Annotated in this window: 19 protein-coding genes; 10 read left to right on the top strand and 9 right to left on the bottom strand. The window is 73.0% G+C overall.

Features of this window, described 5'->3' with window-relative positions; translation table 11 throughout:
* Positions 1-46: 46 nt before the first annotated feature.
* The 6 genes from ABD948_RS11725 to ABD948_RS11700 all read right to left on the bottom strand — a co-directional run bounded on the left by ABD948_RS11725 (position 47) and on the right by ABD948_RS11700 (position 5,040).
* On the bottom strand, positions 47-1,135 hold the full coding sequence (locus ABD948_RS11725; protein ID WP_345265940.1) for a phosphotransferase family protein: 1,089 nt from the start codon (positions 1,133-1,135) through the stop codon (positions 47-49).
* Positions 1,132-2,220, bottom strand: coding sequence for a TIGR03857 family LLM class F420-dependent oxidoreductase (locus tag ABD948_RS11720; RefSeq protein WP_345265938.1), 1,089 nt, complete (start codon positions 2,218-2,220; stop codon positions 1,132-1,134). Before ABD948_RS11720 ends, ABD948_RS11725 begins: the two co-directional genes overlap by 4 nt.
* Positions 2,221-2,235: 15 nt before the next feature.
* Positions 2,236-2,382 carry a DUF1059 domain-containing protein gene (locus tag ABD948_RS11715; protein WP_345265936.1) on the bottom strand — a complete coding sequence of 49 codons (147 nt, stop codon included), beginning with the start codon at positions 2,380-2,382 and terminating at the stop codon, positions 2,236-2,238.
* 58 nt (positions 2,383-2,440) lie between these two features.
* On the bottom strand, positions 2,441-3,037 hold the full coding sequence (locus ABD948_RS11710; RefSeq protein WP_345265934.1) for a hypothetical protein: 597 nt from the start codon (positions 3,035-3,037) through the stop codon (positions 2,441-2,443).
* 53 nt (positions 3,038-3,090) lie between these two features.
* The gene (locus ABD948_RS11705) at positions 3,091-4,038 is read right to left on the bottom strand and encodes a universal stress protein (RefSeq protein ID WP_345265932.1); all 948 of its coding nucleotides are present in this window, start codon (positions 4,036-4,038) and stop codon (positions 3,091-3,093) included.
* Positions 4,039-4,125: 87 nt separating this feature from the next.
* On the bottom strand, positions 4,126-5,040 hold the full coding sequence (locus ABD948_RS11700; RefSeq protein ID WP_345265930.1) for a nitroreductase family protein: 915 nt from the start codon (positions 5,038-5,040) through the stop codon (positions 4,126-4,128).
* A 90-nt stretch (positions 5,041-5,130) separates the two neighbouring features.
* On the opposite strand from ABD948_RS11700, the gene ABD948_RS11695 reads away from it, so the two are divergent.
* Positions 5,131-5,790, top strand: a complete 660-nt coding sequence (locus tag ABD948_RS11695) for a response regulator (protein WP_345265928.1) — start codon at positions 5,131-5,133, stop codon at positions 5,788-5,790.
* A gap of 14 nt (positions 5,791-5,804) precedes the next feature.
* Here ABD948_RS11695 and ABD948_RS11690 read toward each other — a convergent pair whose 3' ends face one another.
* Positions 5,805-6,251, bottom strand: a complete 447-nt coding sequence (locus tag ABD948_RS11690; protein WP_345265926.1) for a pyridoxamine 5'-phosphate oxidase family protein — start codon at positions 6,249-6,251, stop codon at positions 5,805-5,807.
* Positions 6,252-6,385: 134 nt separating this feature from the next.
* Here ABD948_RS11690 and ABD948_RS11685 point away from each other — a divergent pair, with 134 nt between their 5' ends.
* Positions 6,386-7,942, top strand: coding sequence for a GAF domain-containing sensor histidine kinase (locus tag ABD948_RS11685; protein ID WP_345265925.1), 1,557 nt, complete (start codon positions 6,386-6,388; stop codon positions 7,940-7,942).
* Positions 7,943-7,966: 24 nt separating this feature from the next.
* Positions 7,967-8,464, top strand: coding sequence for a ribonuclease H family protein (locus tag ABD948_RS11680; protein WP_345265923.1), 498 nt, complete (start codon positions 7,967-7,969; stop codon positions 8,462-8,464).
* Between the two features lie 13 nt (positions 8,465-8,477).
* Here ABD948_RS11680 and xylB read toward each other — a convergent pair whose 3' ends face one another.
* Positions 8,478-9,872: a xylulokinase gene (gene xylB / locus ABD948_RS11675; RefSeq protein ID WP_345265921.1), complete on the bottom strand. Its 1,395-nt coding sequence runs from the start codon at positions 9,870-9,872 to the stop codon at positions 8,478-8,480.
* A gap of 156 nt (positions 9,873-10,028) precedes the next feature.
* Between xylB and ABD948_RS11670 the strand changes: the two genes are divergently transcribed.
* From ABD948_RS11670 to ABD948_RS11660, 3 genes are all read left to right on the top strand, one after another.
* Complete coding sequence (locus ABD948_RS11670; protein WP_345265919.1) at positions 10,029-11,294, top strand: ROK family transcriptional regulator; 1,266 nt, start codon at positions 10,029-10,031, stop codon at positions 11,292-11,294.
* A 66-nt stretch (positions 11,295-11,360) separates the two neighbouring features.
* Complete coding sequence (gene xylA / locus ABD948_RS11665) at positions 11,361-12,521, top strand: xylose isomerase (RefSeq protein WP_345265916.1); 1,161 nt, start codon at positions 11,361-11,363, stop codon at positions 12,519-12,521.
* A 297-nt stretch (positions 12,522-12,818) separates the two neighbouring features.
* Positions 12,819-19,754 (top strand): OmpL47-type beta-barrel domain-containing protein, encoded by a 6,936-nt coding sequence (locus tag ABD948_RS11660; protein ID WP_345265914.1) that lies wholly within the window; start codon positions 12,819-12,821, stop codon positions 19,752-19,754.
* Between the two features lie 254 nt (positions 19,755-20,008).
* On the opposite strand, the gene ABD948_RS11655 is transcribed toward ABD948_RS11660, so the two are convergent.
* Positions 20,009-21,157, bottom strand: coding sequence for an ROK family protein (locus ABD948_RS11655; protein ID WP_345265912.1), 1,149 nt, complete (start codon positions 21,155-21,157; stop codon positions 20,009-20,011).
* A gap of 108 nt (positions 21,158-21,265) precedes the next feature.
* Between ABD948_RS11655 and ABD948_RS11650 the strand changes: the two genes are divergently transcribed.
* The 4 genes from ABD948_RS11650 to ABD948_RS11635 are packed head-to-tail and all read left to right on the top strand — an operon-like array spanning position 21,266 to position 26,235.
* Entirely contained in the window at positions 21,266-22,852 is a 1,587-nt protein-coding gene (locus ABD948_RS11650; protein ID WP_345265910.1) for a sugar ABC transporter ATP-binding protein, read from the top strand.
* Entirely contained in the window at positions 22,849-23,895 is a 1,047-nt protein-coding gene (locus ABD948_RS11645; protein ID WP_345265907.1) for an ABC transporter permease, read from the top strand. Before ABD948_RS11650 ends, ABD948_RS11645 begins: the two co-directional genes overlap by 4 nt.
* Positions 23,892-24,998 carry an ABC transporter permease gene (locus ABD948_RS11640; protein WP_345265905.1) on the top strand — a complete coding sequence of 369 codons (1,107 nt, stop codon included), beginning with the start codon at positions 23,892-23,894 and terminating at the stop codon, positions 24,996-24,998. Before ABD948_RS11645 ends, ABD948_RS11640 begins: the two co-directional genes overlap by 4 nt.
* Positions 24,999-25,023: 25 nt before the next feature.
* Positions 25,024-26,235, top strand: a complete 1,212-nt coding sequence (locus tag ABD948_RS11635) for a substrate-binding domain-containing protein (protein WP_345265903.1) — start codon at positions 25,024-25,026, stop codon at positions 26,233-26,235.
* Positions 26,236-26,339 lie beyond the last annotated feature (104 nt).

Genomic DNA, 26,339 nt, shown 5'->3' with positions numbered 1-26,339 from the left:
ACGTAGAACGCGTTCTAGACACGTGTCAACGAATTCCCGACACGCGTCAGTCCGCCGCGAGCAGGTCCAGCGAGCCGAGCTCGCGGATCGCCGCGCACGACCGCGCGAGCATGACGGCGAACATGGCGTCGCCGCGCTCGGTGCGGGTGCCGTACGCGCACCCGAACACCGTCACCAGCGGACCCTGCAGCATGGCGAGCCGGTAGTCGGCCCAGCAGGTCTCCAGGTCGTAGCCGTCCGCGGCCGGCCGGGGGTGGGCGAGCAGCGCGCGGTGGTAGGCCTCCACCAGCACCCGCTCGTGGGTGCGCCGCAGCCCGGGCTCCAGGCCGGTGCCCAGCAGGTAGGCCAGGTCGCGCGCGGGCAGCGCCAGGGAGAGGGTCTGCCAGTCGACGGCGACGACGTCCAGCTCGCTGCCCGGGCCAGCCTCGGGCGGCAGCATCAGGTTGTCGAGGCGGTAGTCGCCGTGCACGGGGGCGAAGCGTTCGCGGTGCCGCAGCGCCCACTCCTCGATCACCGGGACGCACGCCCGCAGGGTGGCGGCGTCCTCGTCGGTGACCAGAGCCAGCTCACCACCCAGGCTCTCCAGGAAGAGGTCGACGGCGGGCGCGAAAAGGTCGGCCAGCAGGGCCGCGTCGTCCGGGCCGTTGAGGGTGAGTCCCTCGACGTCGAGCAGGGTGGGGTCGCACCAGCGCGGGCCGTGCAGCCCGGCCAGGTTCAGCGCCGCCACGCGCGCCTGCTCCGGCGTGCAGCCGGCCAGCTGGTCGCCCTGCTGGCGCGGGGCGAGGTCCTCGAGCAGCAGGACGACGTCACCGGTGCTGGCGGCGTCGTCCGCCACAGCCACGTACAGGCACCGCGGTGCCCGCACGGTGAGCGTGGGGGCGAGGTCGGCGTAGAAGCGGCCCTCGGTGCGGTAGACGCCGGCCATCATGGCGCGGGCGGCGGGGTCGGTGGCCGGCAGCTTGGCCAGCACGGTGGCGGGCGCGGTGGTGGGATCGGCGTCCAGGTGCAGCCTCAGCACGGTGCCGATCTGACCGGTGCCCACGGGCTCGGCGCGGACCTCGCGCACCGGGACTCCGAGAGCACTGCTCACCCACGCCGCCGTCAGCTCCGAGGCCTGGGTGACCACGCCGCTCATCGCATCCAACCCGGGTTGCGCGGCAGGTCGTCGAGGCCCGTGTCCGTGGGGCGCACCGCGCGCCAGGCCTCCACCACCGGCGCCAGCTCGGTGGGCGTGGCGCCGTGCAGGACCACGCTGTCGGCACCGGCTGCCAGCTGGTCGGCGATCCGGGCGGCGCACTGCTCGGGGGTGCCCGTCGCCGAGGCCTCGAGCCAGTGCGCCGGCAGCACGTCGTCGCGCAGGTGGCGCAGCTCCTCGGTGGTGCCGACGGCGTCGAAGGCGCCCGGGTAGCCCTGCACCAGCGCGTCGGAGCGGAAGCTCTCGAGGTCCTCGAGCGACCAGCCGTTGGCCCGCACCAGCACCTCGCCGTAGCCCTGGAGGTAGGTGGCCATCCGGCCCACCAGCTTGCGCAGCTGCAGCTGCTCGGGCAGGTCGTCGGTCACCGTCGCGAGCACCGCCCACACGCGCACCGAGGCCGGGTCGCGACCGGCCTCCTCGGCGCCGCGCCGCACCGCGGCCACCGAGCGGGCCAGGGCCTCGTCGGTCAGGAAGGTGTGCAGCACGACGCCGTCGGCCACCCGACCCGCGAGCCGCAGCGTGCGGTCGCCGATCGCCGTCATCAGCACCGGGATGCGCTCGTCGAACCCGGTGTCGAGGCACAGGTAGGGGTAGGTGCCGAGGGGGCCCTCGTGCCCGAAGGCCTCGCCGCGCCACAACCGCCGGTAGACGCCGACGGCGTCCTCGAGCTGCGCCCCGGTGACGCGCGGCAGCCCCATCAGGTCGAAGAGCACGTCGAAGCCGCGGCCCAGGCCCAGCGCGTAGCGCCCCCCGCTCATCCGGTGGGCGGTGACCGCCATCGTGGCGGTGACCATCGGGTGCCGGGTCACGTGGTTGGTGGCGGCGGTGCCGACGCCGAGCGTGGTCGACGCCGCCACGGCGGCCCCCGCCATGACCGCGGCGTCCTTGGCGTTGAACCGCTCGGACAGGAACAGCGAGCCCAGCCCGAGCTGCTCGGCGAGCCGGGCCTCGGCGACCAGGTCGCCGGGGCTGGCGGAGTGTCCTGCCAGGCCGTAGCAGCCGAGCTCGGGCAGGGGTGCGGTCACGGGTCTGCTCGTCGCTCAGTAGGCGATGAACAGGATCTCGTCGCGGCTGTAGTCCATGCCCGGGTGCTCGGCCGCCAGGTGGGCCTGCGTGCGCTGCACCAGCTCGTCCTCGTCGGCTCCCTTGAGCTGCTCACCGCACGGGCAGTTGAGTCGGGTCTTCACGGCGTACCTCCACGATCGGGGCTCCGCACCCTACTGGGCGACGAGAACGCGTTCTAGGTCACCGCAGTGCTGGGAACCTCTGCACGAGGGGCAGCCGGGCCCACGCACGGCCGACGCCCCACGTGTCGCCGGCCCGGAGGGCGGCCAGGACCACGAGGGTCAGCCCGCCGAGCAGGTGCTCGTCGAGGAAGGGGTGGTTCTCGGGAGGCAGGGCCACGGTCCACATCAGCACGTAGAGCAGGGCCCCGGCGCCGCAGGCGACGCGCATGCCGATCCCGAGGGTGAGCGCGGTCCCGATCCCGAGCAGGCCGAGCATGAACAGCGCGTCGGCCCAGGCGGCACCGGCGATCCCCTGGTAGAGGTCGGCGAAGGGGCCCTTCGAGCCGAAGGCGAGGAAGCCCTCGGTGGGACTGCCGCCGTTGAGGTACGCGGCGTCACCGAAGCGGTCCGTGGGCCCGTCCGGCACGGCGCCGGTCGAGAAGCCCAGCGCCAACAGCTTGTCGAGGAAGGCCCACAGGAAGGTGAGGCCGAACCCCAGGCGGAGCGCGGCCAGCAGCCGTGAGGTGAGTGGTGCGAGACCGACCTCGACACCCGACGCGTCGGCGGCGTGGAGGGCGGACGGGTCGGTCCGGTGGGTGGGGTGCAAGGTGCTCATAGCGGGCTCCGATGACAGGTGGGGGCTGGGCGATCAGGACGGGTCGAGACGGGTCAGGGGTGGTCGGTCGTGCTGGCGTCGTGGGGCACCACGACCACCGTGCAGCGGGCACGCTCGAGCACGGCGCTGGAGAGGGAGTGACCCATCAGGTGGGCCCACCCCGACCGGGGGTGGCGCCCGACCACGACCAGGTCCCAGGTCTGGCTCCCCTCGGTGAGCACCTGGTCGACCAGGCCGTGGGCGAGTCGGCGGGTGACGACGACGTCGGGGAACTTCTCGCCCAGGCCCGCCAGCGTGCTGGACACCAACGCGGAGAGGTCGGCCAGCCGGTCGGCGTTGTCGACGTCGGCCGCGGTGCCGGGGTAGGCCGCGGCGTAGGCCGCGACCGCGTCCCAGTAGCAGTGCACGACGGTCAGCGGCAGGCCGCGGAAGGAGGCCATCCGGAAGGCGACCTCGGCCACCTGCGCCGATCCCTTGCCGCCGTCGACGCCCACCAGGACGCCGGCCGTGGGCGCCGGTGGGCCGCCGGGACGGCTGACGACGACGGGGCAGGTGGCGTGGCGGGCGACCGCCGCGCTCACCGACCCCAGCACCAGGCTGCGGACGACCCCTCGACCCCGGGACCCGAGGACCACCAGGTGCGCCTCGCGGGCCAGCTCCAGCAGCATCCGGCGGGCGTCGTCGTCGCTGGCGACGGTCAGGACGCGCAGGTCCGGGTGCTCGGCGACGACGCGCCCGGCCGACTCGTCGAGCAGTCGGGCCGCCGCGGTGTGCAGCTCCTGCGCGAGACCCGGCACGGGCAGCGCCGGACCGAGGACGGTGGTGGCGTGCGCGATCTCGGCGCCGCTCGCGTGGGCGAGCACCAGGGTGCGGTGCTCCAGTGCCGCCTGCTGCGCTCCACACGTGAGGGCGCGCTCGGCGTGCTCGGAGCCGTCGAGGGCGACGACGACGGCACCGGCCGGCACGGCGTCGACGGTGGAGGGGTGGGGTGAGGTGGTCATGGCCCGAGCCTCCTCGCCCCCACGCGCCGGCGGTACGGTCCTGAGACCTCTCGACCCCGGGTCGGAGTGCCCCGACCTCCCGGGACCTCAGCGGTCGACGACCTCGGCGAGCGGGCGCCGTGGGGTGCGGTCCAGCTGGTGGCGGCCCAGTGCCTGCCACCCGACCCTCAGCAGCAGGTGCGGTGCCCAGCGCCCGCCGAGCACCTCGCTGCTCAGGGCCGCCCGCACCGAGGGGTCCTCCACCGGGGCGCTCAGGGGCACGACGGTCAGCCCCGCGCGCGTCGCCTCCAGCCACAGCGAGCCGAGTGCGGCGCCGGCGCGCAGCCAGCCCGCAGGGGTGTCGGTGCCCGACCCGAGCAGCACCAGCCCGTCGGCGGGGGCGAGCTCGCCGAGGGCGAGCGCGCGGTCGGCGAGCAGACCGCAGCGGAAGCGGGCAGCGGGGTCGGTCACGGCGAGCGCGGTCGCGCCGTGCGCGCGGGCCGCCCCGGCCAGCGCCTCCAGCTGCTGCGCAGGGACCGGCCACGCCGTGAAGCGGCGGCGGTCGGTGCACCGGGCGGCCAGGAGCGCGACGGCGTCGGGGGGTGGCGCGGCGGCGCCCGGGCGCAGCACCAGCCGTGCCAGGCGAGCCGGAGGTCCGTCGACGCCGGGCGGTCGCACCGCCCGCAGCGGCGCTCCCAGCCGCACCTGGGGTTCCCAACCGAGCGCGCGAGCTCCCCAGGCGGCGTGTTGCAGGGCGACGCCGCAGCTGAGCAGCATCTGGCGGCCAGCGGGATCGGTCCCGGTGCGCCAGCGGTCCCTGTCCGCCGTCAGCTCGAGTGTGGGCGCCGACCTCTCGCGGTCGGTGCGCCACCGCCACGGCTGGGAGTTCTCCACGCTGGGCGCCGTGCACGCCAGGGCCACGACCGGGAGAGCGGCGTCGTCGCGCAGGGAGGTGGCGGGCGCGGCCTGCGAGCAGGAGGGCGCGGAGCTGCGGGCGGGGGCCGGGCGTGAGGTCGGTGTCACCCTGCAACGGTGCGCGTCGGCGACCCGGTCCGACAGGGGCGCAGGTCCCGAACCGTCCCGGGGGAGTGGCCGGAGCCCTACCGTGGGGGCATGAGCGATCCCGGCCCGGGGCCCGTCACGGTCTTCCTGCTCGACGACCACGAGATCGTGCGTCGCGGGTTGCGCGAGCTGCTGGAGGACGCGGGCGGGTTCGAGGTCGTGGGCGAGGCCGGCACCGCCGCCGAGGCGGTCGCGCGGATCCCCGCCCTGCGGCCCGACGTCGCCATCCTCGACGCGCGGCTGCCGGACGGCTCCGGGATCGAGGTGTGTCGCGAGGTCCGCTCGCGCGAGCCGCACACCCGCGCATTGGTGCTGACCTCCTACGACGACGACGACTCGCTCTTCGCCGCGATCATGGCCGGCGCAGCGGGGTACGTGCTGAAGCAGGTCGGGGGGCGCGACCTGGTCGAGACGGTGCGGCGGGTCGCCGCGGGGCAGTCGATGCTCGACCCGGCGGTCACCGCGCAGGTGCTGGAGCGGGTGCGCCTCGGCCCGCCGGTCGACGACGAGCTGGCGGCACTGACGGCGCGGGAGCAGCGCATCCTGGAGCTCATCGGCCGGGGTCTCACCAACCGCGAGATCGCGGCCGAGCTGTTCCTGGCCGAGAAGACGGTCAAGAACTACGTCTCCGCCCTGCTGGCCAAGCTCGGGCTCACGAGCCGAACGCAGGCGGCGATCTTCGCCGTCAAGCACCCGCGCAGCGAGGGCTGAGACCGACCGCGGGATCAGGCCTCGAGCCGGCGGCCGGTCAGCAGGTCGACCTCCAGGCGCAGCAGCACCGGGCGGGTGCCCGCCGGCCAGGAGTCGGGCAGCACCGGGGGGTGGTCCATCCCGGGCAGGGGAGCCGAGAGCCGCAGCTCGGCCTGCCCGCGCGCGAGCACGCTCCACCCGTTGCGGGTCTCCTCGTCGAGGTCGTCCACCTCGAGGGCGACCGGTCGCCCGCCGCACTCGCGGGCGATGGTGGAGTGCGCCGTCGTCCGCACGACGACGGCCAGGGCGCCGCCGTGCACCTGCGCGCTGTCGTCGACGGAGTAGTTGACCGGTGTGACGCTGAGGCCCTCGCCGCCCACCCAGGCCAACCGGCCCACCCCGTGCTCGCGGAGCAGCGCCCAGCACTCATCGGGGGCGAGGGGCACGAGACGCCCGCCGGGTGCGTGGTGGATCAGGGTCATGGTGTCCTCCTGGTGGTGGTGGCACCGAGCGTGGCTGCGGCGCGCGCCGCAGCCCAGGGTCCCGGGCACCGGGCCCCCGGGACCTTGGTCCCTCGGGCGCACCGCGTGGGCCCGATCGCCACTACCCTGCGGAGGTGGAGCGCCCGGAGCTGGACCGCCAGCGGCTGCTGCTCGACGCCGTCGTCACGATGGCGGCTGACCTGAGCCTGGACGGTGTGCTGGGCCGCATCCTCACCGCTGCCCGCGAGCTGACCGGTGCGCGGTACGCGGCGCTCGGGGTGCTGGCCGAGGAGCAGCCGGGTGGACCGCAGCTGCTCAGCACCTTCGTGCACCAGGGCATCGACGACGAGCAGGCCCGGGCGATCGGACCGCTGCCACGCGGGCACGGGCTGCTGGGCGTCATCACCTCGCGCCGCGAGCCGGTGCGGCTGCACGACATCGCAGCCCACCCGGAGTCCTACGGTTTCCCGGCGCACCACCCGCCGATGGGCTCCTTCCTGGGGGTGCCGGTGCGGCTGCGCGACCGGGTGTTCGGCAACCTCTACCTCACCGAGCGCGAGGGCGGTGACTTCACCGTCGACGACGAGCGGGTCGTCGTCGCCCTGGCGGCGGCCGCGGGTGTCGCGATCGAGAACGCCCGGCTCTACGACGAGGCGGCGCACCGGGAGGCGTGGTTGGCCGCGGGCGCCGAGGTGGTGGGGCTGGTCGCGGGCGCCCGGGTCGACGACGCGGCGCTGCGGGCCGTCGCGCGAGGCGCCCTGCGGGCCTCCGGAGCCGACCTCGCGTGGGTGGCCACCGGGAGGAGCGCCGCGGAGCGGGTGCTGCGGGTGGTGGAGGCGTCGGGGTCGGACCCGGGGCCCAGAGAGCCCTCCAGGCTCGTCGACGACCGCCCCGAGGGTGTGGACGGAGCGGTGCTCGTGGTCCCGCTGACCGCGGGTCTCGCCGGTTCGCCGGTCGAGGGTGTGCTGGGTCTCTCGTGGCGGGGTGAGCGTGAGAAACCCGGACTCAGGATCGACGAGACGTTGCCCGTGCGTTACGCCTCCCAGGTGGCACTGGCCCTGCAGGTCGCACGGGGGCAGGAGGACCGGCAACGGATCGCGGTGCTGGAGGACAGGGACCGGATCGCTCGCGACCTGCACGACCTCGTCATCCAGCGACTCTTCGGCGTCGGTCTCGGGCTCCAGGGCGCCTCCCGGGTGCCGGGGGCGGAGGTCGTCGCGGCCCGCCTGGAGCAGGCAGTGGCCGACCTGGACGCCACGATCGCCGACCTGCGCCGCTCGATCTTCGCCCTGGGCACCGAACCGGCCTCCACCGACGTGCAGAGCGAGGTCACGCGCATGGTCGACCGGGCCGCGTCCACCTGGAAGCTGCGACCGCGGCTGCGCGTCGAGGGTCCGGTGCGCACGCTGGTGCCCGACGCCGTCGTGCCCGACCTCCTGGCGGTGCTGGGGGAGACGCTCTCCAACGCCTCGCGTCATGCGGACGCCTCCGCCGTGGAGGTGCTGCTCGCGGCCACGCCGGCGGAGGTGAGGCTCGAGGTCGCCGACGACGGTCGTGGCCTGCCCGCCGAGCCTGTCGAGAGCGGCCTCGCCAACGCCCGCGCGCGGGCGCTGCGGCACGGCGGCACGCTCGAGCTGCACCGGCCCACGGCGGGAGGCCTGCGGGTGGTGTGGCGGGTGCCGCGGGGGTGAGGAGTGGTTGAGAGGATGCTGCCCGTGCCACCCCGGACCCGCAGCACCCGCGCCCCCCGTCCCGCGAAGCCCGCCATGCCGGCCCCGCCCGGCGCGCGCGAGGTGTTCACCGACGGCGCCTGCGCCGGCAACCCCGGGCCCGGCGGCTGGGCGTGGGCTCTCGACGAGCAGCACCACGCCAGCGGTGCCGAGCCCGCCTCCACCAACCAGCGGATGGAGGTGCGGGCGGCGCTCGAGGCGGTCACCTCGCTGGAGGGGCCGCTCGTCGTCGTCAGCGACTCCACCTACGTGGTCAACTGCTTCCGCGACCGCTGGTGGGCCGGGTGGCTGTCACGCGGGTGGACGAACTCCGCCAAGCAGCCGGTGGCCAACCGCGACCTGTGGGAGCCGTTGGTGACCCGTTACGTCGAGCGCGAGGGCACCCCGGACGCCGTGGCGTTCCGCTGGGTCAAGGGACACTCCGGCAACCGGATGAACGACCTGGTCGACCGGCTCGCCGTCGAGGCCTGCCGCCGGGGCTGAGCACCCCGCTCGGTTACCCGTCCCAGGCCTCGGTGGCGCGGCGCAGCTCGGCGTAGCGCTCGTGCACGGCCGGGGTGGGCGCGGCGTCGACCTCGGCGGCGGGAGCCGCGACCCATGCCGGCGGCTGGTCCTCCCCGCCGAGGGCCCACGCGGCCTGACGGGCCGCTCCCAGCGCCACGTACTCCGCCGGCGGTGCCAGCAGCACGGGTCGGCCGAGCACGGCGGGGAGCACCTCCCGCAGGGCAGCGCTGCGGGCGGCGCCGCCGACCACCAGGACGCGTGCCGGCTCGCGCCCCAGCCGAGCAAGGATCTCGCCGAGCGCATCGGCCAGCGAGCAGGCCAGGGCCTCGACGGCGGCACGGGCGAGGTCGGCGCGGGTCGTCTCGGTCCGCAGTCCGGTCCAGGTCCCGACGGCACCGGGCCGGTCGGGCGTCCGCTCGCCGCCGTAGTAGGGCAGCAGTGCGACCCCGTTGGCGCCGGCGGGGGCGGAGAGGGCCAGCGCCGAGAGCTCGTCGTGGTCGACGCCGAGCCAGCGCGCCTGCAGGTCGAGGATCCGGGCCGCGTTGAGGGTCACCGACATCGGCAGGAAGCCGCCGGCGGCGTCGCAGAAGCCGGTGACGGCGCCGGTGCCGTCGCTGACGGGCTCCGGGCTCACCATCGAGGCGACCCCGGAGGTGCCGATGGAGAGCAGCACGTCGTCGGTGTCGAGCTGCATGCCGAGCGCGGCCGCCATGTTGTCGCCGGTCCCCGAGGCCACGACCGCGCCCGCGCCCGCGGCGGTGTGGCCGGCCGGCTGCCCGGGCGCCACCAGGCGTGGGACCCGGGCCTCGTGCCCCAGCGCCGAGGCCAGCAGGTCGGGGCGCCACCGGTTCTCGGCCGGGCTGAAGTAGCCGGTGCCGGAGGCGTCACCGCGGTCGGTGAAGACCTCGGTGCCGGGGGCGCACAGGTGCTCGGAGACGAGGTCGTGGGGGAGCAGCACCTCGGCGACCCGCGCCGCGTTCTCGGGCTCGTGGTCGCGCAGCCAGCGCAGCTTGCTGACGGTGAGGGAGGCGACCAGGACGCTGCCCACCGCCTCGGCGCACGCAGCGGGGCCGCCCCACTCCTGCACCAGCTCCCGGGCGGCGCTGCTGGAGCGCACGTCGTTCCAGAGCAGGGCGCGGCGCACCACGGCGCCCGCGTCGTCGCGCGCGACCATGCCGTGCTGCTGACCGGCCACGGAGAGCGCCGCGCAGCGGGGGAGCAGGTCGGCGGTGGCCGCGTCGACGGCGTCGAGCCAGGCCCGCGGGTCCACCTCGGTGCCCTCGGGGTGCGGCACCTGGCGCTGCTCGAGCACCGTGCCGTCCGCGGCGTCCACGAGCACCGCCTTGGTCGACTGCGTCGAGGAGTCGACGCCCAGCACCAGCGTCATGGCTGGCTCCCTTCAGGCAAGGACGAGCCGTGTCGACCCACGTGACCCACGTTGACACGACCCCGTCGAGTAATTAGTTTGTTGACCCAACGTACTAGTGGGTGACGCCCACCACAACACCGAGCACCACACCGACCGCAGCACGAGGGAGAGCGCATGCCGGGCCCCACCGCACCGCTCCTCGGGCTCGCCGGGGGATCGGCCGACCACCTGGCGGTACGGCGGCACAACCTCGCGCTGCTGGTGGGGCACCTGCGCCGGCACGGCGCCCGTAGCCGCGCCCGCCTGGCCGCCGAGACCGGCCTCAACAAGGCCACGGTCTCGAGCCTGGTCACCGAGCTGATGGAGCGGGGGCTGCTCGCCGAGGGTGCCGCCGAGCGTGGCGCCGTGGGTCGACCGGGCCTCGCCGTCGACCTGCATCCCCGAGCCCTGGTGGCCCTCGGCGCCGAGATCGGCGTCGACCACCTCGCCGTGCTCGCCACCGACCTGCGCGGCACCCCCCTCGTCGAGCAGCGGGTGGCGCTCGACGCCGCCGGCATGACGACGCAGGCGGTGCTCGAGCGCGTGGCCGCCGAGGTCGGGGCGCTGGCCGCGCCACTGGTCGCCGCCGGCAGCACCCCCGTGGGTCTCACCGTCGCGGTGCCCGGTCTCACCGACCACGAGTCGGGTTCGGTGCGTGACGCCCCGAACCTCGGCTGGCACGACCAGCCCGTGGCGACACCGCTCTCCCGCCTGGTGGGCGCACTCCTCGGCGGGGACGCCGACCCGTGGCCGGTCGACGTGGACAACGAGGCCAACCTGGCCGCCCTCGCCGAGCTGGACGCGCGCGCGGACGCCGACCCCCAGGAGCTGCTGCTCCTCACCGGGGGCGCCGGCGTCGGCGGCGGTGTCGTCACCGGTGGGCGCCTGTTGCGCGGCGCACGCGGGTTCGCCGGGGAGCTGGGGCACCTGCAGGTCGACCCGGAGGGCCTGCCCTGCTCGTGCGGACGGCGCGGCTGCCTGGAGACCGTCGTGAGCCTGCCGGCGCTCCTGACCCTCGCCGCCGCCGCGGGGGACCCCGTGCGCGACCCCGACGTCGACGTGCTGCAGCGGCTCGAGGAGCTGCGGCGGCGCGCGGAGCAGGGCGACGCGCGCACGCTGCACGCCCTGGAGGAGGTCGGCGGCCACCTGCTGCGCGGGTGTGCCTCGCTGGTCAACGTCCTCAACCCCGAGGTGGTGGTGCTCGGCGGCTGGTTCGCCGTCCTGGGTCGCTGGCTCGCGCCCACCCTGGAACGTGAGCTCGCCGGCCACGTCTGCGCCCCGGACGCCGGGGGCGCGCGCATCGAGGTCTCGACCCTCGGCGTCTCGGGCGCCGTGCGTGGTGCCGCGCTGCGCGCCGCCGCGGCGGTGCTGGAGGACCCCACGCTCGCCCCCCTCCGCTGACCTGCCCACCTCCGTGCCCCACCCCACACCCGATACGTCACACCCGTCCCAGTCAGGAGACCCCGCATGACCGACTACACCCCGCAGCCCTCCGACAAGTTCTCCTTCGGTCTGTGGACCGTCGGCTGGGAGGGGGTCGACGTGTTCGGCCCCGCCAGCCGCCCGGCCCTGGACCCCGTCGAGTCCACCTACAAGCTCGCCGAGCTGGGTGCGGCCGCCGTCACCTTCCACGACGACGACCTGCTGCCCGAGGAGGCGACCCGCGAGAAGACGCTGGCCCGCTTCACCCAGGCGCTCGACGAGACCGGCATCAAGGTCGAGATGGTGACGACCAACCTCTTCAGCCACCCGGTCTTCAAGGAGGGCGGTCTGACCGCCAACGACCGCCAGGTGCGGCGCTACGCCGTCGCCAAGGTGCTGCGCAACATCGACCTCGCTGCCTCGCTCGGCGCCGAGACGTTCGTGCTGTGGGGCGGGCGCGAGGGCGCCGAGCACGGTGCCTCGAAGAACGTGCCCGCGGCCCTGGACCGGATGAAGGAGTCGCTCGACCTCTTCTGCCAGTACGTGGTCGACCAGGGCTACACCATGCGCTTCGCCCTCGAGCCCAAGCCCAACGAGCCCCGCGGCGACATCCTGCTGCCCACGATCGGTCACGCGATCGCGCTGATCAGCGAGCTCGAGCACCCGCACCTGGTGGGCGTGAACCCGGAGGTGGGCCACGAGGAGATGGCCGGTCTCAACTTCGCGCAGGGCATCGCGCAGGCGCTGTGGCACGACAAGCTCTTCCACGTGGACCTGAACGGTCAGCACGGCCCCCGCTTCGACCAGGACCTGCGCTTCGGGGCGGGCAACCTGCGCGGCGCCTTCTGGACCGTCGACACCCTGCTCGGCGCAGGGTCGGACAAGGCCTACGACGGCTACCTGCACTTCGACTACAAGCCCCCGCGCGCGGAGGCCGTCGACGGCGTCTGGGAGTCCGCACGCGCCTGCATGCGCAACTACCTGATCCTGCGCGACAAGGTGCAGGCCTTCCGGGCCGACCCCGAGGTCGCGCAGGCGCTGGAGGCCGCCCAGGTCGGCGACATCGTCGAGCCCACGCTGACCGCCGGCGAGTCGCTGGAGGACCTGCGCAGCGCCAGCTACGACGTCGTGGCCCTGGGCGAGCGCAGCGTCGCCATGGAGGCGCTCGACCAGCTGGCGATGGAGCACCTGCTCGGCGTCCGCTGACCACCCCCCGGACTGATCGGGCGCCCGGCGCCCGGTCCTGACGTCGCGGCCCGACCGGCATCCCCCGCCGGTCGGGCCGCGTCGTCGTGTCGGCTCCACGAGTTAATGGGAGGGAAAGAAGCGTTACCGAGCCGTGGCGGGAGATTCGGACGGGTTGACCAGTTCCGAATGATGTGCATGCCCGTTCTGCATCTGTAGCGTGAGACTTTTGCTTGACGTCCCGGCAAAAGAGTCTTTACCTTGCGAGGGTTGTGAGGCCCGTCACGTGGCCTCCGTCCTCTCTCAGGAAGACAGCGCATGAATCTCTCCCGCGGACTGTCGCGTCGCTTCTTGCCACCCCTGGTGGCCGCAGCGCTCACGATGGGCACGATGGTGCTGGGTGCACCGACCAGCTCGGCCCAAGCGGCCCCGGCAGCGCCGGCGGCCCCGGCAGCCCCGGAGGACCCGAGCAACGTCCTGATCTTCAGCAAGACGACGCAGTTCCGCCACAGCGAGGCCATCACCCAGGGCACGCCGGTGCTGGTGGACGCGCTCGAGGACGCGGGCATGACCGTCGAGGCGTCGGAGGACTCGAGCCTCTTCACCGACGAGAACCTCGCGACCTACGACGCGATCATGATGTTCCAGACCTCGGGCGACCCCTGGAACGCGGACCAGAAGGCCGCCCTGCAGCGCTACGTGCGCGCAGGCGGCGGCATCGTCGCGGTGCACAACGCCACCGACATGCGCGGCAGCTGGGACTGGTGGGACAACCTGATCGGCACCACCATGCCCGGCCACGCGGCCACCGGGAACTCGCCCGGCCTCCCCGGCACCGTCCGGGTCGAGGACCGCGTGCACCCCTCGACGGCGCACCTCGAGCAGCGCTGGAACCGCGCCGACGAGTGGTACAACTACGCCACCAACGTCCGCGGCGACGCGCACGTGCTGGCCACGATGGACGAGAGCACCTACGCCCCCGGCGGCAACGCGATGGGCTACGACCACCCCATCAGCTGGTGCAAGCCCTACGACGGCGGCCGCACCTGGGCCACCGGCATGGGTCACTTCGGCGCCCACTTCACCGGTGAGCCCGACCTCGTGCAGCACATCGTCGGCGGCACGCAGTACGCCACCGGCGACGTCGACGCCGACTGCGGCGGCACCCGCTGGGAGAGCTACGAGAAGGTCTCGCTCGACGAGAACACCTCCGCGCCGTTCGCCATGGACGTGGCCCCCGACGGCAAGGTCTTCTACACCGAGCTCGTGCGTGGTCAGATCCGCGTCTTCGACCCGGCCACCCAGAGCACCAGCACCGCCGTCACCATCCCGGTGTACTCCGGCGGTGAGGACGGCCTGCTGGGCATCGCGCTGGCCAACGACTTCGCGACCTCCGGGCACCTCTACGTGTACTACGCCCCGGCCAGCTCGGACGACACGAACCCGGCCAACTTCTTCTCGAACCTCTCGCGGCTGACCTACGACCACCAGACCGGGACCATCGACCGCGCCTCGGAGAAGATCCTGATGAAGGTGCCGGCACGGCGCCTGCCCGACGAGCCCGGCCACACCGGTGGCGGTCTGGCGATCGACCCCGAGGGCAACCTCTACCTCGGCGTCGGTGACGACGTGAACCCGCACTCCGAGCCCTCCGGCGGCTACGCGCCCATCTCGGAGCGCAACGGCACCTTCCACGACGCCCGCGAGACCTCGGCCAACACCAACGACCTGCGCGGCAAGGTCCTGCGGATCACGCCCCAGGCCGACGGCACCTACACGATCCCCGAGGGCAACCTCTTCCCGGAGTCCGAGGACACCGGGAACAAGACGCTGCCCGAGATCTACGCGATGGGCTTCCGCAACCCCTTCCGGTTCGCGATCGACCCCACGACCGGCGCGCTCGGCGTGGCCGACTACTCGCCCGACAACAACACCGACGCGCCCACCACCCGGGGGCCCGCGGGCATCGCCGAGTGGAACCGGGTCACGAGCGCCGGCAACTACGGCTGGCCGCTGTGCATGGGCAACAACGAGCCGTTCCGCGACGTCGACTACACGAAGAGCCCCGTCGAGGTGGGCGCCTACTTCGACTGCGCCAACCCGGTCAACGACTCGGTGCGCAACACCGGCCTGACCCAGCTGCCGCCCGCCCGGGCCGCGGACATGTGGTACGGCTACCGCCGCACCTCCGACCCGGCCATCCCGGCGGGCGGCGGCCTGGCACCCATGGGCGGCCCCACCTACGTCTTCGACGCCGAGAGCGACTCCGACACCAAGTTCCCCGAGTACTTCGACGGCAAGACGTTCTTCTACGAGTGGGCGCGCAACCGGATGTTCACCCTGGACATCACCGACGGTGAGCCCGCCGCCGGCGCGGCCGTGGAGAAGGTCAACCCGTTCCTGCCGCAGGAGCAGTTCCTGGCGCCGATCGACTCCAAGTTCGGTCCCGACGGATCCCTGTACGTGCTCGACTGGGGCGGCGGCTACGGCCGTGACAACCCCAACTCGGGGCTGCACCGCATCGACTACATCGACGGCTCCCGCTCCCCGTCCGCCCGCATCGAGGCCTCCGCGACCTCGGGCCCCGCGCCGCTGACCGTCACCTTCGACGGCTCCGGGTCGAGCGACCCCGAGGGCGCCGAGCTCACCTACACCTGGGACTTCGGCGACGGCACCGCCCCCGCCGAGGGCGTCGAGGTCAGCCACACCTACGAGGAGACCGGGGTCTTCTCGGCCCGCCTCACGGTGACCGACCCCGACGGCAAGGAGGGCACCACCACGGTGCCGGTCACCGTCGGCAACACCGCGCCCACCGTGCAGTTCGACCTGCCGCCGCACGGCTCCTTCTTCGACTTCGGTGACACGCTCAGCTGGGACGTGGACGTCAGCGATCCGGAGGACGGTCAGATCGACCCGAGCAAGGTCGTCATCCAGCCGGCGCTGGGCCACGACTACCACGCCCACCCGACCGCACCGTTCAGCGGCCTGACCGGCTCGACGCCGACCAGCCTGGGCGGGCACGCTCCCGACGAGAACATCTTCTACGTCATCGACGCCCGCTACACCGACGAGGGTGACGACGACGGTCAGAACAAGCTCATGGGCTCCGACACCACGCTGGTGCTGCCCAAGCTCAAGCAGGCGGAGTTCTTCACCGCCAAGTCCGAGTCGATGAGCATCGCGGACAGCCGCGACATCGCGGGTGGCGACCGTGTCCTCAGCGGTCAGGGTGGTGCCTGGGCCTCCTACGGTCCGGTCAACCTGTACCGGATCGACCAGCTGGCGCTGCGCGTCTCGGCCTCCTCGGCCGGGGTCATCGAGCTGCGCAAGAACACGGTCGACGGCCAGCTGCTGGCCGAGGTGCCCGTCGCCGCCACCGGCGGGCGCTACGTCGACCTGGTCGTCGACGCACCCACCCCGGCGGTCACCGACAGCTTCGACCTGGTCGTGGTGATGCCCGGTGCGGGTGAGCGCAAGCTCAACTTCATCGAGGCCATCGGCCAGGGCTCCTCGCCCGACACCAAGCCCGTCGTCCGCATCACCGCTCCCGCGGAGGGCACGGCGCTCGCCGCTGGCAGCGAGGTCGAGGTGACTGCCGACGCCACCGACAAGAGCAACGACATCACCGAGGTGGAGTTCTTCGCCGAGGGCGAGTCGATCGGCGTCGACACCGAGGCGCCCTACTCGGCCACGTGGACCACCCCCGCCGAGGAGGACGTCTACGAGCTGACCGCCGTCGCCACCAACTCCGACGGTGCCGAGACCACGAGCCGCGTGATCGGGGCCCAGGTCGGTGAGCTCTTCGGCGACCTGCAGCAGTTCAGCAACGCCGGCGGGGAGTTCGAGAAGCTCGGTGCCGGAGCCTTCCGGATCACCGGCGCGGGCGCCAACGCCTGGCAGACCGTCGACCAGTACAGCTCGCTGTTCCTGCCCGGTGGCGTCGACGACGACACCTGGGAGGCCGTGGTCAAGGTCAACGGCCAGACCCACGGCAACGGTGGCGCCAAGAGCGGGCTGATCGTCCGCAACGACGTCACTGCTCCCGGCCAGTCGGGCGGCTACGCCTACCTGGGCATCCGCCCGAGCGGCGGTGTGGAGTGGCTGCGCGACCCCGACGGCAACGGTCAGCTCAACGCCTCCGACGCCGGCGGGTCCACCGCCTACCCGACGTGGCTGAAGATCAAGCGCGCCGGGACGTCGTACACGGCGTACTACTCGCGCAACGGCACGACCTGGACCCAGGTCGGTCCGGCGGCCACGCTGACCGGTGCGGCGACCCCGCAGGACATCGGCATGGTCACCACCGCGCACTCCGGCACCCCGGGCTCCGCGGACTTCTCGGACTTCTCCGTGGACACCGACCCGGTGGCACCGGACCCCGAGAAGCGCTACGCCGCGCTGCGCAACACCACCGGACCGCTCTCCGACGAGTTCTCCACCGGCCTGAACGGCAAGTGGAGCGTGCGTGAGCAGACCGGCAAGCCGGTGCGCACCCAGGGCGGCTCGCTGCTGATGCCCGTCACCACGAGCGACATCAACGAGGCCACTCCCGGTCCCATCAGCTTCGTGGGCCAGCCGGCGCCGACCGGCCCCTGGGAGGTCAGCACCAAGCTGACCCTCGAGCACGGCACGCACTGGCAGTACGCCGGTCTGATGCTCCACAAGACCGACGACGAGTACACCAAGCTCGCCTTCACCAAGAACCAGAACGGCAACAGGTTCCTGGAGTTCCAGACCGAGACGGCGGCGCGGCGCACCACGCACGCGTCGTTCACCCTCCCGACGGACTTCCCGACCACCGCGTACCTCAAGCTGGTCAACAACGGGACCGGTCTGCGCGCCCACTACTCGGCCGACGGTCAGACGTGGACGCAGATGACGGGCAACCCCGCCCCCATCAAGACCGACGCCCAGATCGGGCTCGTCGCCGCCGGTGACACCGGTGCCGGCGACAAGGTCGCCAGCGTCGACTGGTTCCGGGTCACCCCGGACCGGACGAAGCCGGCGGGTGACCGCAACGACCAGTTCGAGGGCACCGCCCTCGACGGCAACCGGTGGAACCAGACGATCCGCTACGACGCCAGTGCGGTCGAGGTCTCCGGCGGGGCTCTGAACATCGAGACCCAGCCGGGCGACATCAACGGCAACAACCCGCTCAACCCGCGCAACTTCGTGCTCCAGGACGCCCCCGAGGGTGACTGGGTGGCGACGACGCGGTTCAAGGCGCCGTTCGAGATCCGTTACCAGCTCGCCGGCCTGCTGATGTACAACGACGACGACAACTACGTGAAGGCCGACGTCGTCGCCTTCAACACCGGCGGTGCCGCCAAGGACTTCCGCGCGGAGTTCGCCGGCGAGCGCAACGGTGGTGGGTTCGGCGGGCGCAACATCCCCGTCGCGACCTCGACCGAGAGCGGGTACTACCACCTGCGGGTCACCAAGGTCGGCACCAGCTACACGGCCGAGATCAGCCTCACCGACGGTCAGACGTGGACGCCCATCGGTGACGCGCCGATCGTCTTCGAGCAGCCGCTGAAGTCCCTCGGTCTGATGGCGATCGGCCCGGAGCAGGACGAGCCGGTGACGGTCTCGTTCGACTTCTTCCGGATCGTCGTCGACGGCGAGGAGCCCGAGGAGCCCGAGGACACGACGGCTCCGACCACCACCATCACCTGGTCGCCGGCGCAGGCCGACGGCGAGGCCGGTTGGTACACCACCGCTCCCTCGTTCACCCTGAGCGCCACCGACGGTGACGGCTCGGGCGTGGCGAGCACCGAGTACAAGATCGGTGACGGCGCGTGGACGGCCTACACCGAGTCGTCGGGCGCGGTGGAGATCACCGAGGACGGCACCTACGAGGTGCAGTTCCGGTCCACCGACGAGGCCGAGAACGTGGAGGAGGCCGGTTCGGCCACCGTCAAGGTCGACACGACCGCGCCGGTGACGACGGTCTCGCAGGCTCCGCAGGACGGTGCCACGGTCGTGACCCTCACGGGTGACGACGGCGAGGGCTCCGGCGTGGCCGGCATCGAGTACCAGCTCGACGACGGCGAGTGGGTCGCCTACACCGAGCCGGTGCGGGTCACCGGGGCCGGCGAGCACACCATGCTGGTGCGCTCGACCGACACCGCCGGACTGGTCGAGGAGGCGCAGAGCGTCACCGTGACCGTCGAGGACGGCGGCGACCCGGAGCCGGGCGACACGACGGCTCCGACCACCACCCTCACCTGGTCGCCGGCGCAGCCGGACGGCGAGGCCGGTTGGTACACCTCGGCCCCTTCGTTCACCCTGAGCGCCACCGACGGTGGCGGATCGGGCGTGGCGAGCACCGAGTACAAGATCGGTGACGGCGCGTGGACGGCCTACACCGCGACCGTGCAGATCGAGGAGGACGGCACCCGCGAGGTGCAGTTCCGCTCGGTCGACCGGGCAGGCAACCGCGAGGCGGCCGGCTCGGCGACGGTCAAGGTCGACACGACGGCGCCGGAGACCTCGGTCTCGCAGGCTCCGGAGGAGGGCGCCGTGGTCGTGACCCTGACGGGTGACGACGGCGAGGGCTCCGGCGTGGCCGGCATCGAGTACCAGCTCGACGGCGGCGAGTGGGTGGCCTACACCGAGCCGGTGCGGGTCACCGGGGCCGGCGAGCACACCATGCTGGTGCGCTCGACCGACACCGCCGGACTGGTCGAGGAGGCGCAGAGCGTCACCGTGACCGTCGAGGACGGGGAGCCCGAGCCCCCGGTCGACACCGAGGGCCCGACCGTGACGATCCAGGGCATCCGCCCGGGCTTCGTCTACGGACACGCCCAGCAGCCCAACCTGCGCTGGAACGTGCGCCCGACCGGTGACGACGTCACCCGGGTGGTCGCCACGCTGGACGGCAAGCTGGTGGAGTCCGGCAAGCTCGACCTCACGCAGCTGAAGCTCGGTCGCCACGTCGTCAAGGTCACCGCCATCGACGCACGGGGCAACCGCACGGTCGAGTCGGTCGCGTTCCGCGTCGGCACCTCCGTGGTGGACGTCAAGCGCATCGTCAACCGGGCCGAGAAGGACGGCGCGATGACCAAGGTCGTGCGCCGCGACCTGATCGCCGGCCTCAACCGGGCGAACGTGTTCACGGAGAAGGGCCGCACGGCCCTGGCCCGTGCGCAGCTGCTCGAGGTGCGCAGGCTCGCCCTGCGCATCGAGGACAAGCGCACCCGACAGGTGGTGCGCAAGGACATCGCGATGCTGGTCCGTCAGCTGAACCGATGAGCCTCGGCGCCGGGCCCCTGGGCCCGGCGCCACCCCCAGGCCGACCGGCCGTCACCGCAACCCGGTGGCGGCCGGTTCGTCGTGTGCGGGGTGCGCGGCGGGTGTCGTCACCCGGGGGTGGCGGTGCGTGGGTGACCGTTCGGCGGCGTGGTCCGGTTGCCGAGGCACCGCTGCCCGGGGGTGGCGGTGCGTGGGTGACCGTTCGACCGCGCGGTTCGGTGCCGGGAGCACCGCTGCCCGGCGGCCCGCGAAGCTCAGCTGCCGTCGAGGGCCAGGCTGGCGGCGTCGATGGCGTCGGGGGAGAGCACGTGGCCGATGGCCAGCGCCGCGGCGCCGAGCTCGCCCGCGCGCTCGCCGGCGCGGGAGGTGGTGATCGTGAGGTGCTCGGTGGCCAGCGGCAGCGAGCGGCTGTAGACGACCTCGCGGATGCCCGCGACCAGGCTCTCGCCGGCGTCGGCCAGGGTGCCGCCGACCACGACGGCCGAGGGGTTGAAGACGTTGACCAGGGTGGCGACGACCTCGCCGAGGTCCCGCCCGGCCTGCCGCACGACGCGGGCGGCCTGCAGGTCGCCGCCGCGCACGAGCGTGACGATGTCGCGACCCGAGGTCGCGGCGACGCCGGCCTCGGCGAGCAGGCCCACGAGGGCGGGGGCGGCGGCGATGGCCTCCAGGCACCCCTCGTTGCCGCAGCGGCAGGCGATGCCGGAGGCCCGGGCGACGCGCACGTGGCCGAGGTCGCCGGCGGCTCCGCGGGCGCCGCGCTGCAGCATCCCGCCGGAGATGAGGCCGGCACCGATGCCGGTGCTCACCTTGATGAACACCAGGTCCGAGACGTCGGGCAGGTGGGCGTGCTGCTCACCCAGCGCCATGATGTTGACGTCGTTGTCGATGAGCACGGGCACGTCGTAGGTGCGGCGCACGTGGTGGGGCACGTCGTAGCGGTCCCAGCCGGGCATGATCGGCGGGTTGATGGCCCGGCCGGTGGAGTGCTCGACGGGGCCGGGAAGGCCCATGCCGATCGCGGAGAGGTCCGCGACGGGCCGCTCGACCTCCGCGAGCAGGTGGCCGACCTGGTCGGTGACCCACCCCAGGACGGCGTCGGGCCCGGCGGCCACCTCGATGTCGGCGCGGCGGTCGGCCAGCACGGTGCCGGAGAGGTCGGCCAGGCACAGGCGCACGTGGCTCGCGCCGACGTCGACGCCGGCCACGACCCGGGCACGGGGGTTGAGGGCGAGCAGCGAGGGAGGGCGTCCGCCGGTGCTCACGCCGTCGCCGTAGGGTGCCACGAAGCCGAGCCGCAGCAGCACGTCGATGCGGGCGGCGATGGTGGAGCGGGCGAGACCCGAGGACTCCGCCAGCTGGGCACGCGTGCGCGGCGTGCCGTCGCGGAGCAACTCGAACACGTCGCTCGTCCTCACGGGGCGAAGTGAATCACGGCGCTTGTGCACGAGCAACAAAGAACTTCTGCCGAACTCTCGACAAAAGTGCGTGATGGGTGCCACAGTGCTCCCGTGCCTGAACACGAGCCGGTCGCCCCGACGACCGCCCGCGACACCCCCGGGAGCCCGCTGCTGCGGGTCCGCGGGGTCGCGAAGTCATTCCACGGTCACCGGGTGCTGCACGGGGTCGACATCGACCTGCGCGCGGGCCAGGTGCTGGGGCTCGTCGGCGAGAACGGTGCCGGCAAGTCCACCCTGATGAAGATCCTGGCCGGCGTGCACGCCCCCGACGAGGGCAGCGTCGAGATCGACGGGTCGCCGGTGAGCTTCAGCCACCCGGTGCAGGCCCAGCACGCCGGGCTCTCCACGGTCTTCCAGGAGTTCAACCTCCTGCCCGAGCGCACCATCGCCGAGAACATCTGGCTGGGTCGCGAGCCCCGTCGGCGCGGTCTGGTCGACACCGCGCGGATGGCGCGCGACACCGACGCGCTGCTGGCCGACCTCGGCGTCACCAACGTCTCGGCCCGCCAGCGGGTGCGCTCCCTCTCGGTCGCCGAGCAGCAGATCGTCGAGATCGCCAAGGCGGTCAGCTTCGACGCGCGGGTGATCCAGATGGACGAGCCCACCGCGGCGCTGGCCGACCACGAGGTCGAGCTGCTCTACGGGATCATCGAGCGGCTGACCTCCCGCGGGGTCGCGATCGTCTACGTGAGCCACCGGCTCAAGGAGATCTTCGACCTCTGCGACACCATCACCGTGCTCAAGGACGGCGCCCAGGTCACCACCATGCCCGCGGCCGAGCTCGACCAGGCCGAGCTGGTGCGGCTGATGGTCGGCCGCTCCATCTCCTCCTTCTTCCCCGACAAGCTGCCCGGCACCGAGCTGGGTGCGGCCCGGCTCGAGCTCACCGGGGCCGGCAACGGGTACGTCGACCGCGTCGACCTCACCGTGCGCGGTGGCGAGATCGTCGGCATCGCGGGTCTGCAGGGCTCGGGCCGCACCGAGCTGCTCGAGGCGGTCTTCGGCGTGCGTCCCTTCTCCCGCGGGGAGATGCGCGTCGACGGCGAGACGCGTCGCACGCGCAGCCCCCGCCAGGCCATCCGCGGCGGCGTCGCCATGGTCACCGAGGACCGCAAGGCCACCGGCCTCTCCCTGAACCAGACCATCCTGGACAACGCGCTCGGCGTGGTCCGCAGCGTCTTCCCCGGTCGCACCGGCGAGGCGCGGCGTCGCGTCCCCGGCCTGCTCTCCTCCCTGGAGATCTCGGCGCGGGCCCTGGACCAGGAGGTCCAGTTCCTCTCCGGCGGCAACCAGCAGAAGGTCGTCCTGGCCCGGTGGCTGGCCACCGATCCCGGCGTGGTGCTGATGGACGAGCCCACGCGTGGCATCGACGTCGGCGCCAAGCACTCCATCTACGAGCTGATGCGCGAGCTGGCCTCGCAGGGCGTCGCGGTGCTCATGGTCTCCAGCGAGCTGCCCGAGGTGATCGGCATGTCGGACCGGATCGTGGTCATGCGCGACGGCCGCGTGGCCGGCGAGCTGCCGGCCGGTGCCACCGAGGAGCGCGTGCTCGGCCTGGCCACCGGCGTCACCGGCGTCACTCCCGCCCCGGACGCGGGCCACGCCCCCGGCCGCCACACCCAGGAGGTCGCGTCGTGACCAGCCCCAGCACCAGCGCCCGGCTGACCGGCCTGAGCTCCACCGCGATCGTCTACAGCGTCCTCGCGCTGGTGATCGTGGTGGGCGGCGTGCTCACCGCCCTCGAGGGCCGCAACCTGTTCTCGGCCGGCAGCATCCAGGCCATCCTCACCACGGCCAGCGTGCTCGGCCTGATCGCCATCGGGCAGACACTGGTCATCCTGGCCGGCAGCCTGGACCTCTCGGTGCCCTTCGTGGTCAGCCTCTCCAGCGTGCTGGCCGCCAGCACGATGGCCGGCGAGACCGGCAACATCGTCCCCGGCGTGCTGATCGCCCTCGTGGTCGCCGCGGCGATGGGCCTGGTCACCGGCCTGGTGGTGGCCCTGCTGCACGTGCACGGCTTCGTGGCCTCGCTGGGCATGGGCCTGGTGATCAGCGGCTACCTGGCCACCAACTACGCGGGATCCACGGGCTCCGCCCCGCGCGCGTTCCGCCTGCTCGGCGCCACCTACATCGGCCCGGTGCCGCTCTCGACGCTGGTGATGCTCGGGATCGCCGTGCTGGCGACCGTGATGCTGCTGCGCACCCGCACGGGCCTGCACCTCTACGCCGTCGGCGGCAACCGCGAGGTCGCGCGCCTCTCCGGCATCCGCACCGCCGTGCCCGTGGTCACCGCCCACGTGCTCTGCTCGATGCTGGCCGGTGTCGCCGGTCTGCTGCTGCTGGCGCGGCTCGGCGTGGGTCAGCCCACCATCGGCTCCCAGGGCGACTACGACCTGATGTCCATCGCCGCGGTGGTGCTCGGCGGCACCCTGCTGGCCGGCGGCAAGGGCAACGTGATCGGCACGCTCGGCGGGGTCGCGATCTTCGCGGTGCTCAGCCAGGTGATGAGCGCGCTCGAGGTCACCTCGTTCCTGCAGGACGTCATCCGCGGCCTGGTGATCGTGCTGGCGGTCGCCGTCTACGCCCGGCGCGAGATCGAGCGCCGGCCCGCGCCCTTCGACCAGCTCTCGGCGCGAGAAGCGCTCCCCGGACCCGACCCCGCCCTGCAGGAGACCCGATGACCACGCTCGAGCAGCGCCCCGTGGCGCGCGCACCCCTGGCCGCCCACCAGCGTGGCGCCGCCGGCCGCGTGGCCGCCGCGGTCTCCACCCCGGGTGGCGCGATCTTCGTGCTGGCCGGCCTGCTGCTGGTGGCCACGATCGTGGCCAACCCCAACTTCGGGGACCCGGGCGTCATCATCCGGTTCCTGGGCCGCACGGCCCCGATCGCCATCGCGGCCATCGGTCAGTACTACGTGATCGTGGCCGGCGAGTTCGACCTCTCCATGGCCGCCGTCATCTCCATGCAGGTGGTCCTGGCCGGCAACCTCATCGGCGACGACGTGGGCCGGGTGCTGCCCGTGATGGCGCTGATGCTGGTGCTCGGGGCGTTCATCGGCCTGGTCAACGGACTGGTCACGACGCTGCTGCAGGTGCCCAGCTTCATCGTCACGCTCGGCATGATGCTGGCGCTCTCGGGGCTGGTGGCCTACCTGACCGGCGGCGCCGCCGACGGCAACCCGGTCGACGAGTTCCGCGAGATCGGCCGCGGCGGCATCCAGGACGTGCCCGTCGTCGACGTCATCCCCTACTCCCTGCTCATCTTCCTGGCCATCGCGGTGGCCGCCTCGTGGCTGATGCGTCGCCCCTTCGGGCGCAGCCTCATCGCCGCCGGCGACAACCCCGCCGCGGCGCGCTTCGCCGGGGGATCGCTGGTGTGGCTCAAGACCCGCGCGTTCATCCTCTCCTCGCTCTCGGCCACGGTGGCCGGGGTGCTGCTGGTGGGCTACGCGGGCGTGCACCCCTCGGTCGGGCAGGGCTACGAGTTCAGCGCCATCACCGCGGTGGTGCTGGGCGGTGTGCTGCTGGGCGGCGGCCGTGGCTGGGTGCTCTCGGCCGCGGCGGGCGCCTTCGCGCTGGAGCTGCTGTTCCTCTTCCTCACCGCCGTCGGTGTCGAGTCCACGTGGCGCGACACCGTGCAGGGCTTGATCATCATCGCCGCCGTGGCCATCGCCGGCCGCGCGTGGACCGCGGGACGCCGACCCCGGCGTGCCGGCACCACCCCCTCGACCTCTCGGGACGAACAGCCGTTGCCCACCCCGGGCACGACGACAGGAGACAGCTGATATGCGTAGGAACAGGCTCACCGGCGTGCTGGGGACCGTGGCTCTGGTGGCGGCACTCGCCGCCTGCAGCACCGACGACTCCATCGACGACACCGGCGCGGAGGGCGGGGAGTCCGCCGCTGCCGAGGGTGGCGCCGAGGAGGCGGAGTCCGACGGCTCGGAGTTCTTCAGCCAGGCCGACATGGACGAGCAGGACGAGCAGCGCTCCGCGACGTTCGAGGGCGACGAGGCGACCCCGTGGCTGCAGTACATCGACGGTCCGATGACCGACACCTCCGAGTTCGCCACCGACCAGCCGATGAAGACGTGCTTCGCGAACGCCTCGATCTCCAACCCCTGGCGCCAGACCGGCTGGATCACCATGAACCAGCAGCTCGAGCAGCTCCAGGAGGAGGGCGTCATCTCCGAGATGGAGACCCGCGACGCCGAGGACAACGACGACACCCAGATCGCCGACATCGACTACTTCATCTCCGAGGGCAACTGCGACGTCTTCATCATCTCGCCGAACTCGACCGCGGCGATCACGCCCGCCGTCGAGCGCGCCTGCGAGACCGGCAAGCCCGTCATCGTCTTCGACCGCGGCGTGCAGACCGACTGCGCGACCACCTTCATCCACCCCATCGGCGGCTACGCCTGGGGCATCGACACCGCGGAGTTCCTCGTCGACAACCTCGAGGAGGGCGACAAGGTCGTCGCGCTGCGCATCCTGCCCGGCGTCGACGTGCTCGAGACCCGCTGGGGCGCCGCGGAGCAGATCTTCGAGGAGAACGGCATCGAGGCGGTCGACTACTTCACCGGTGCCGACCCGGCCGAGATCAAGAAGATCCTGACCGACGAGCTCACCCAGGGTGAGGTCCAGGGCGTGTGGATGGACGCCGGCGACGGCGCCGTGGCCGCGATCGAGGCCTTCGAGGACCAGGGCATGGACTACCCCGTCATGACGGGCGAGGACGAGATGAGCTTCCTGCGCAAGTGGGAGGAGACCGGCCTGACCGGACTGGCCCCCGTGTACTCCAACTTCCAGTGGCGCACCCCGCTCCTGGCCGTGCAGAAGATCGCCGCCGGCGAGGAGATCCCCACCGAGTGGGTGCTCCCGCAGACCCCGATCACCGAGGAGGAGCGCGGCGACTACCTCGAGGCCAACGACGGGATGCCTGACGGCCACTACGCCAAGTTCGGCGGCGAGGACCTCCCCGGCTACCCCGACGTGTGGCAGGAGCGGATCATCCCCTGATCTCCCGCCCCACCTGACCGCAGTGCCCCGGGGTCGCGCCCTCACGCGCCCCGGGGCCGCGGTCGCCCAGCCCTCGGCGCGCCCCCCGGCGCGCCGGTCGCGGC

Origin of the sequence: Nocardioides nanhaiensis, assembly GCF_039542785.1 — a bacterium.
Taxonomy (GTDB): domain Bacteria; phylum Actinomycetota; class Actinomycetes; order Propionibacteriales; family Nocardioidaceae; genus Nocardioides; species Nocardioides nanhaiensis.
The sequence above is the reverse complement of the archived record's forward strand: the minus strand, read 5'-3'. Positions and strand labels throughout refer to the sequence as shown.

What these genes read in the sequence shown, in the direction of transcription:
- ABD948_RS11640 (WP_345265905.1), top strand. Translation starts at nt 23,892, where the DNA reads ATGACCACGCTCGAGCAGCGCCCCGTGGCGCGCGCACCCCTGGCCGCC.
- ABD948_RS11670 (WP_345265919.1), top strand. Translation starts at nt 10,029, where the DNA reads ATGCCGGGCCCCACCGCACCGCTCCTCGGGCTCGCCGGGGGATCGGCC.
- ABD948_RS11695 (WP_345265928.1), top strand. Translation starts at nt 5,131, where the DNA reads ATGAGCGATCCCGGCCCGGGGCCCGTCACGGTCTTCCTGCTCGACGAC.
- ABD948_RS11725 (WP_345265940.1), bottom strand. Translation starts at nt 1,135, where the DNA reads ATGAGCGGCGTGGTCACCCAGGCCTCGGAGCTGACGGCGGCGTGGGTG.
- xylA (WP_345265916.1), top strand. Translation starts at nt 11,361, where the DNA reads ATGACCGACTACACCCCGCAGCCCTCCGACAAGTTCTCCTTCGGTCTG.
- ABD948_RS11660 (WP_345265914.1), top strand. Translation starts at nt 12,819, where the DNA reads ATGAATCTCTCCCGCGGACTGTCGCGTCGCTTCTTGCCACCCCTGGTG.
- ABD948_RS11705 (WP_345265932.1), bottom strand. Translation starts at nt 4,038, where the DNA reads ATGACCACCTCACCCCACCCCTCCACCGTCGACGCCGTGCCGGCCGGT.
- ABD948_RS11710 (WP_345265934.1), bottom strand. Translation starts at nt 3,037, where the DNA reads ATGAGCACCTTGCACCCCACCCACCGGACCGACCCGTCCGCCCTCCAC.
- ABD948_RS11690 (WP_345265926.1), bottom strand. Translation starts at nt 6,251, where the DNA reads ATGACCCTGATCCACCACGCACCCGGCGGGCGTCTCGTGCCCCTCGCC.
- xylB (WP_345265921.1), bottom strand. Translation starts at nt 9,872, where the DNA reads ATGACGCTGGTGCTGGGCGTCGACTCCTCGACGCAGTCGACCAAGGCG.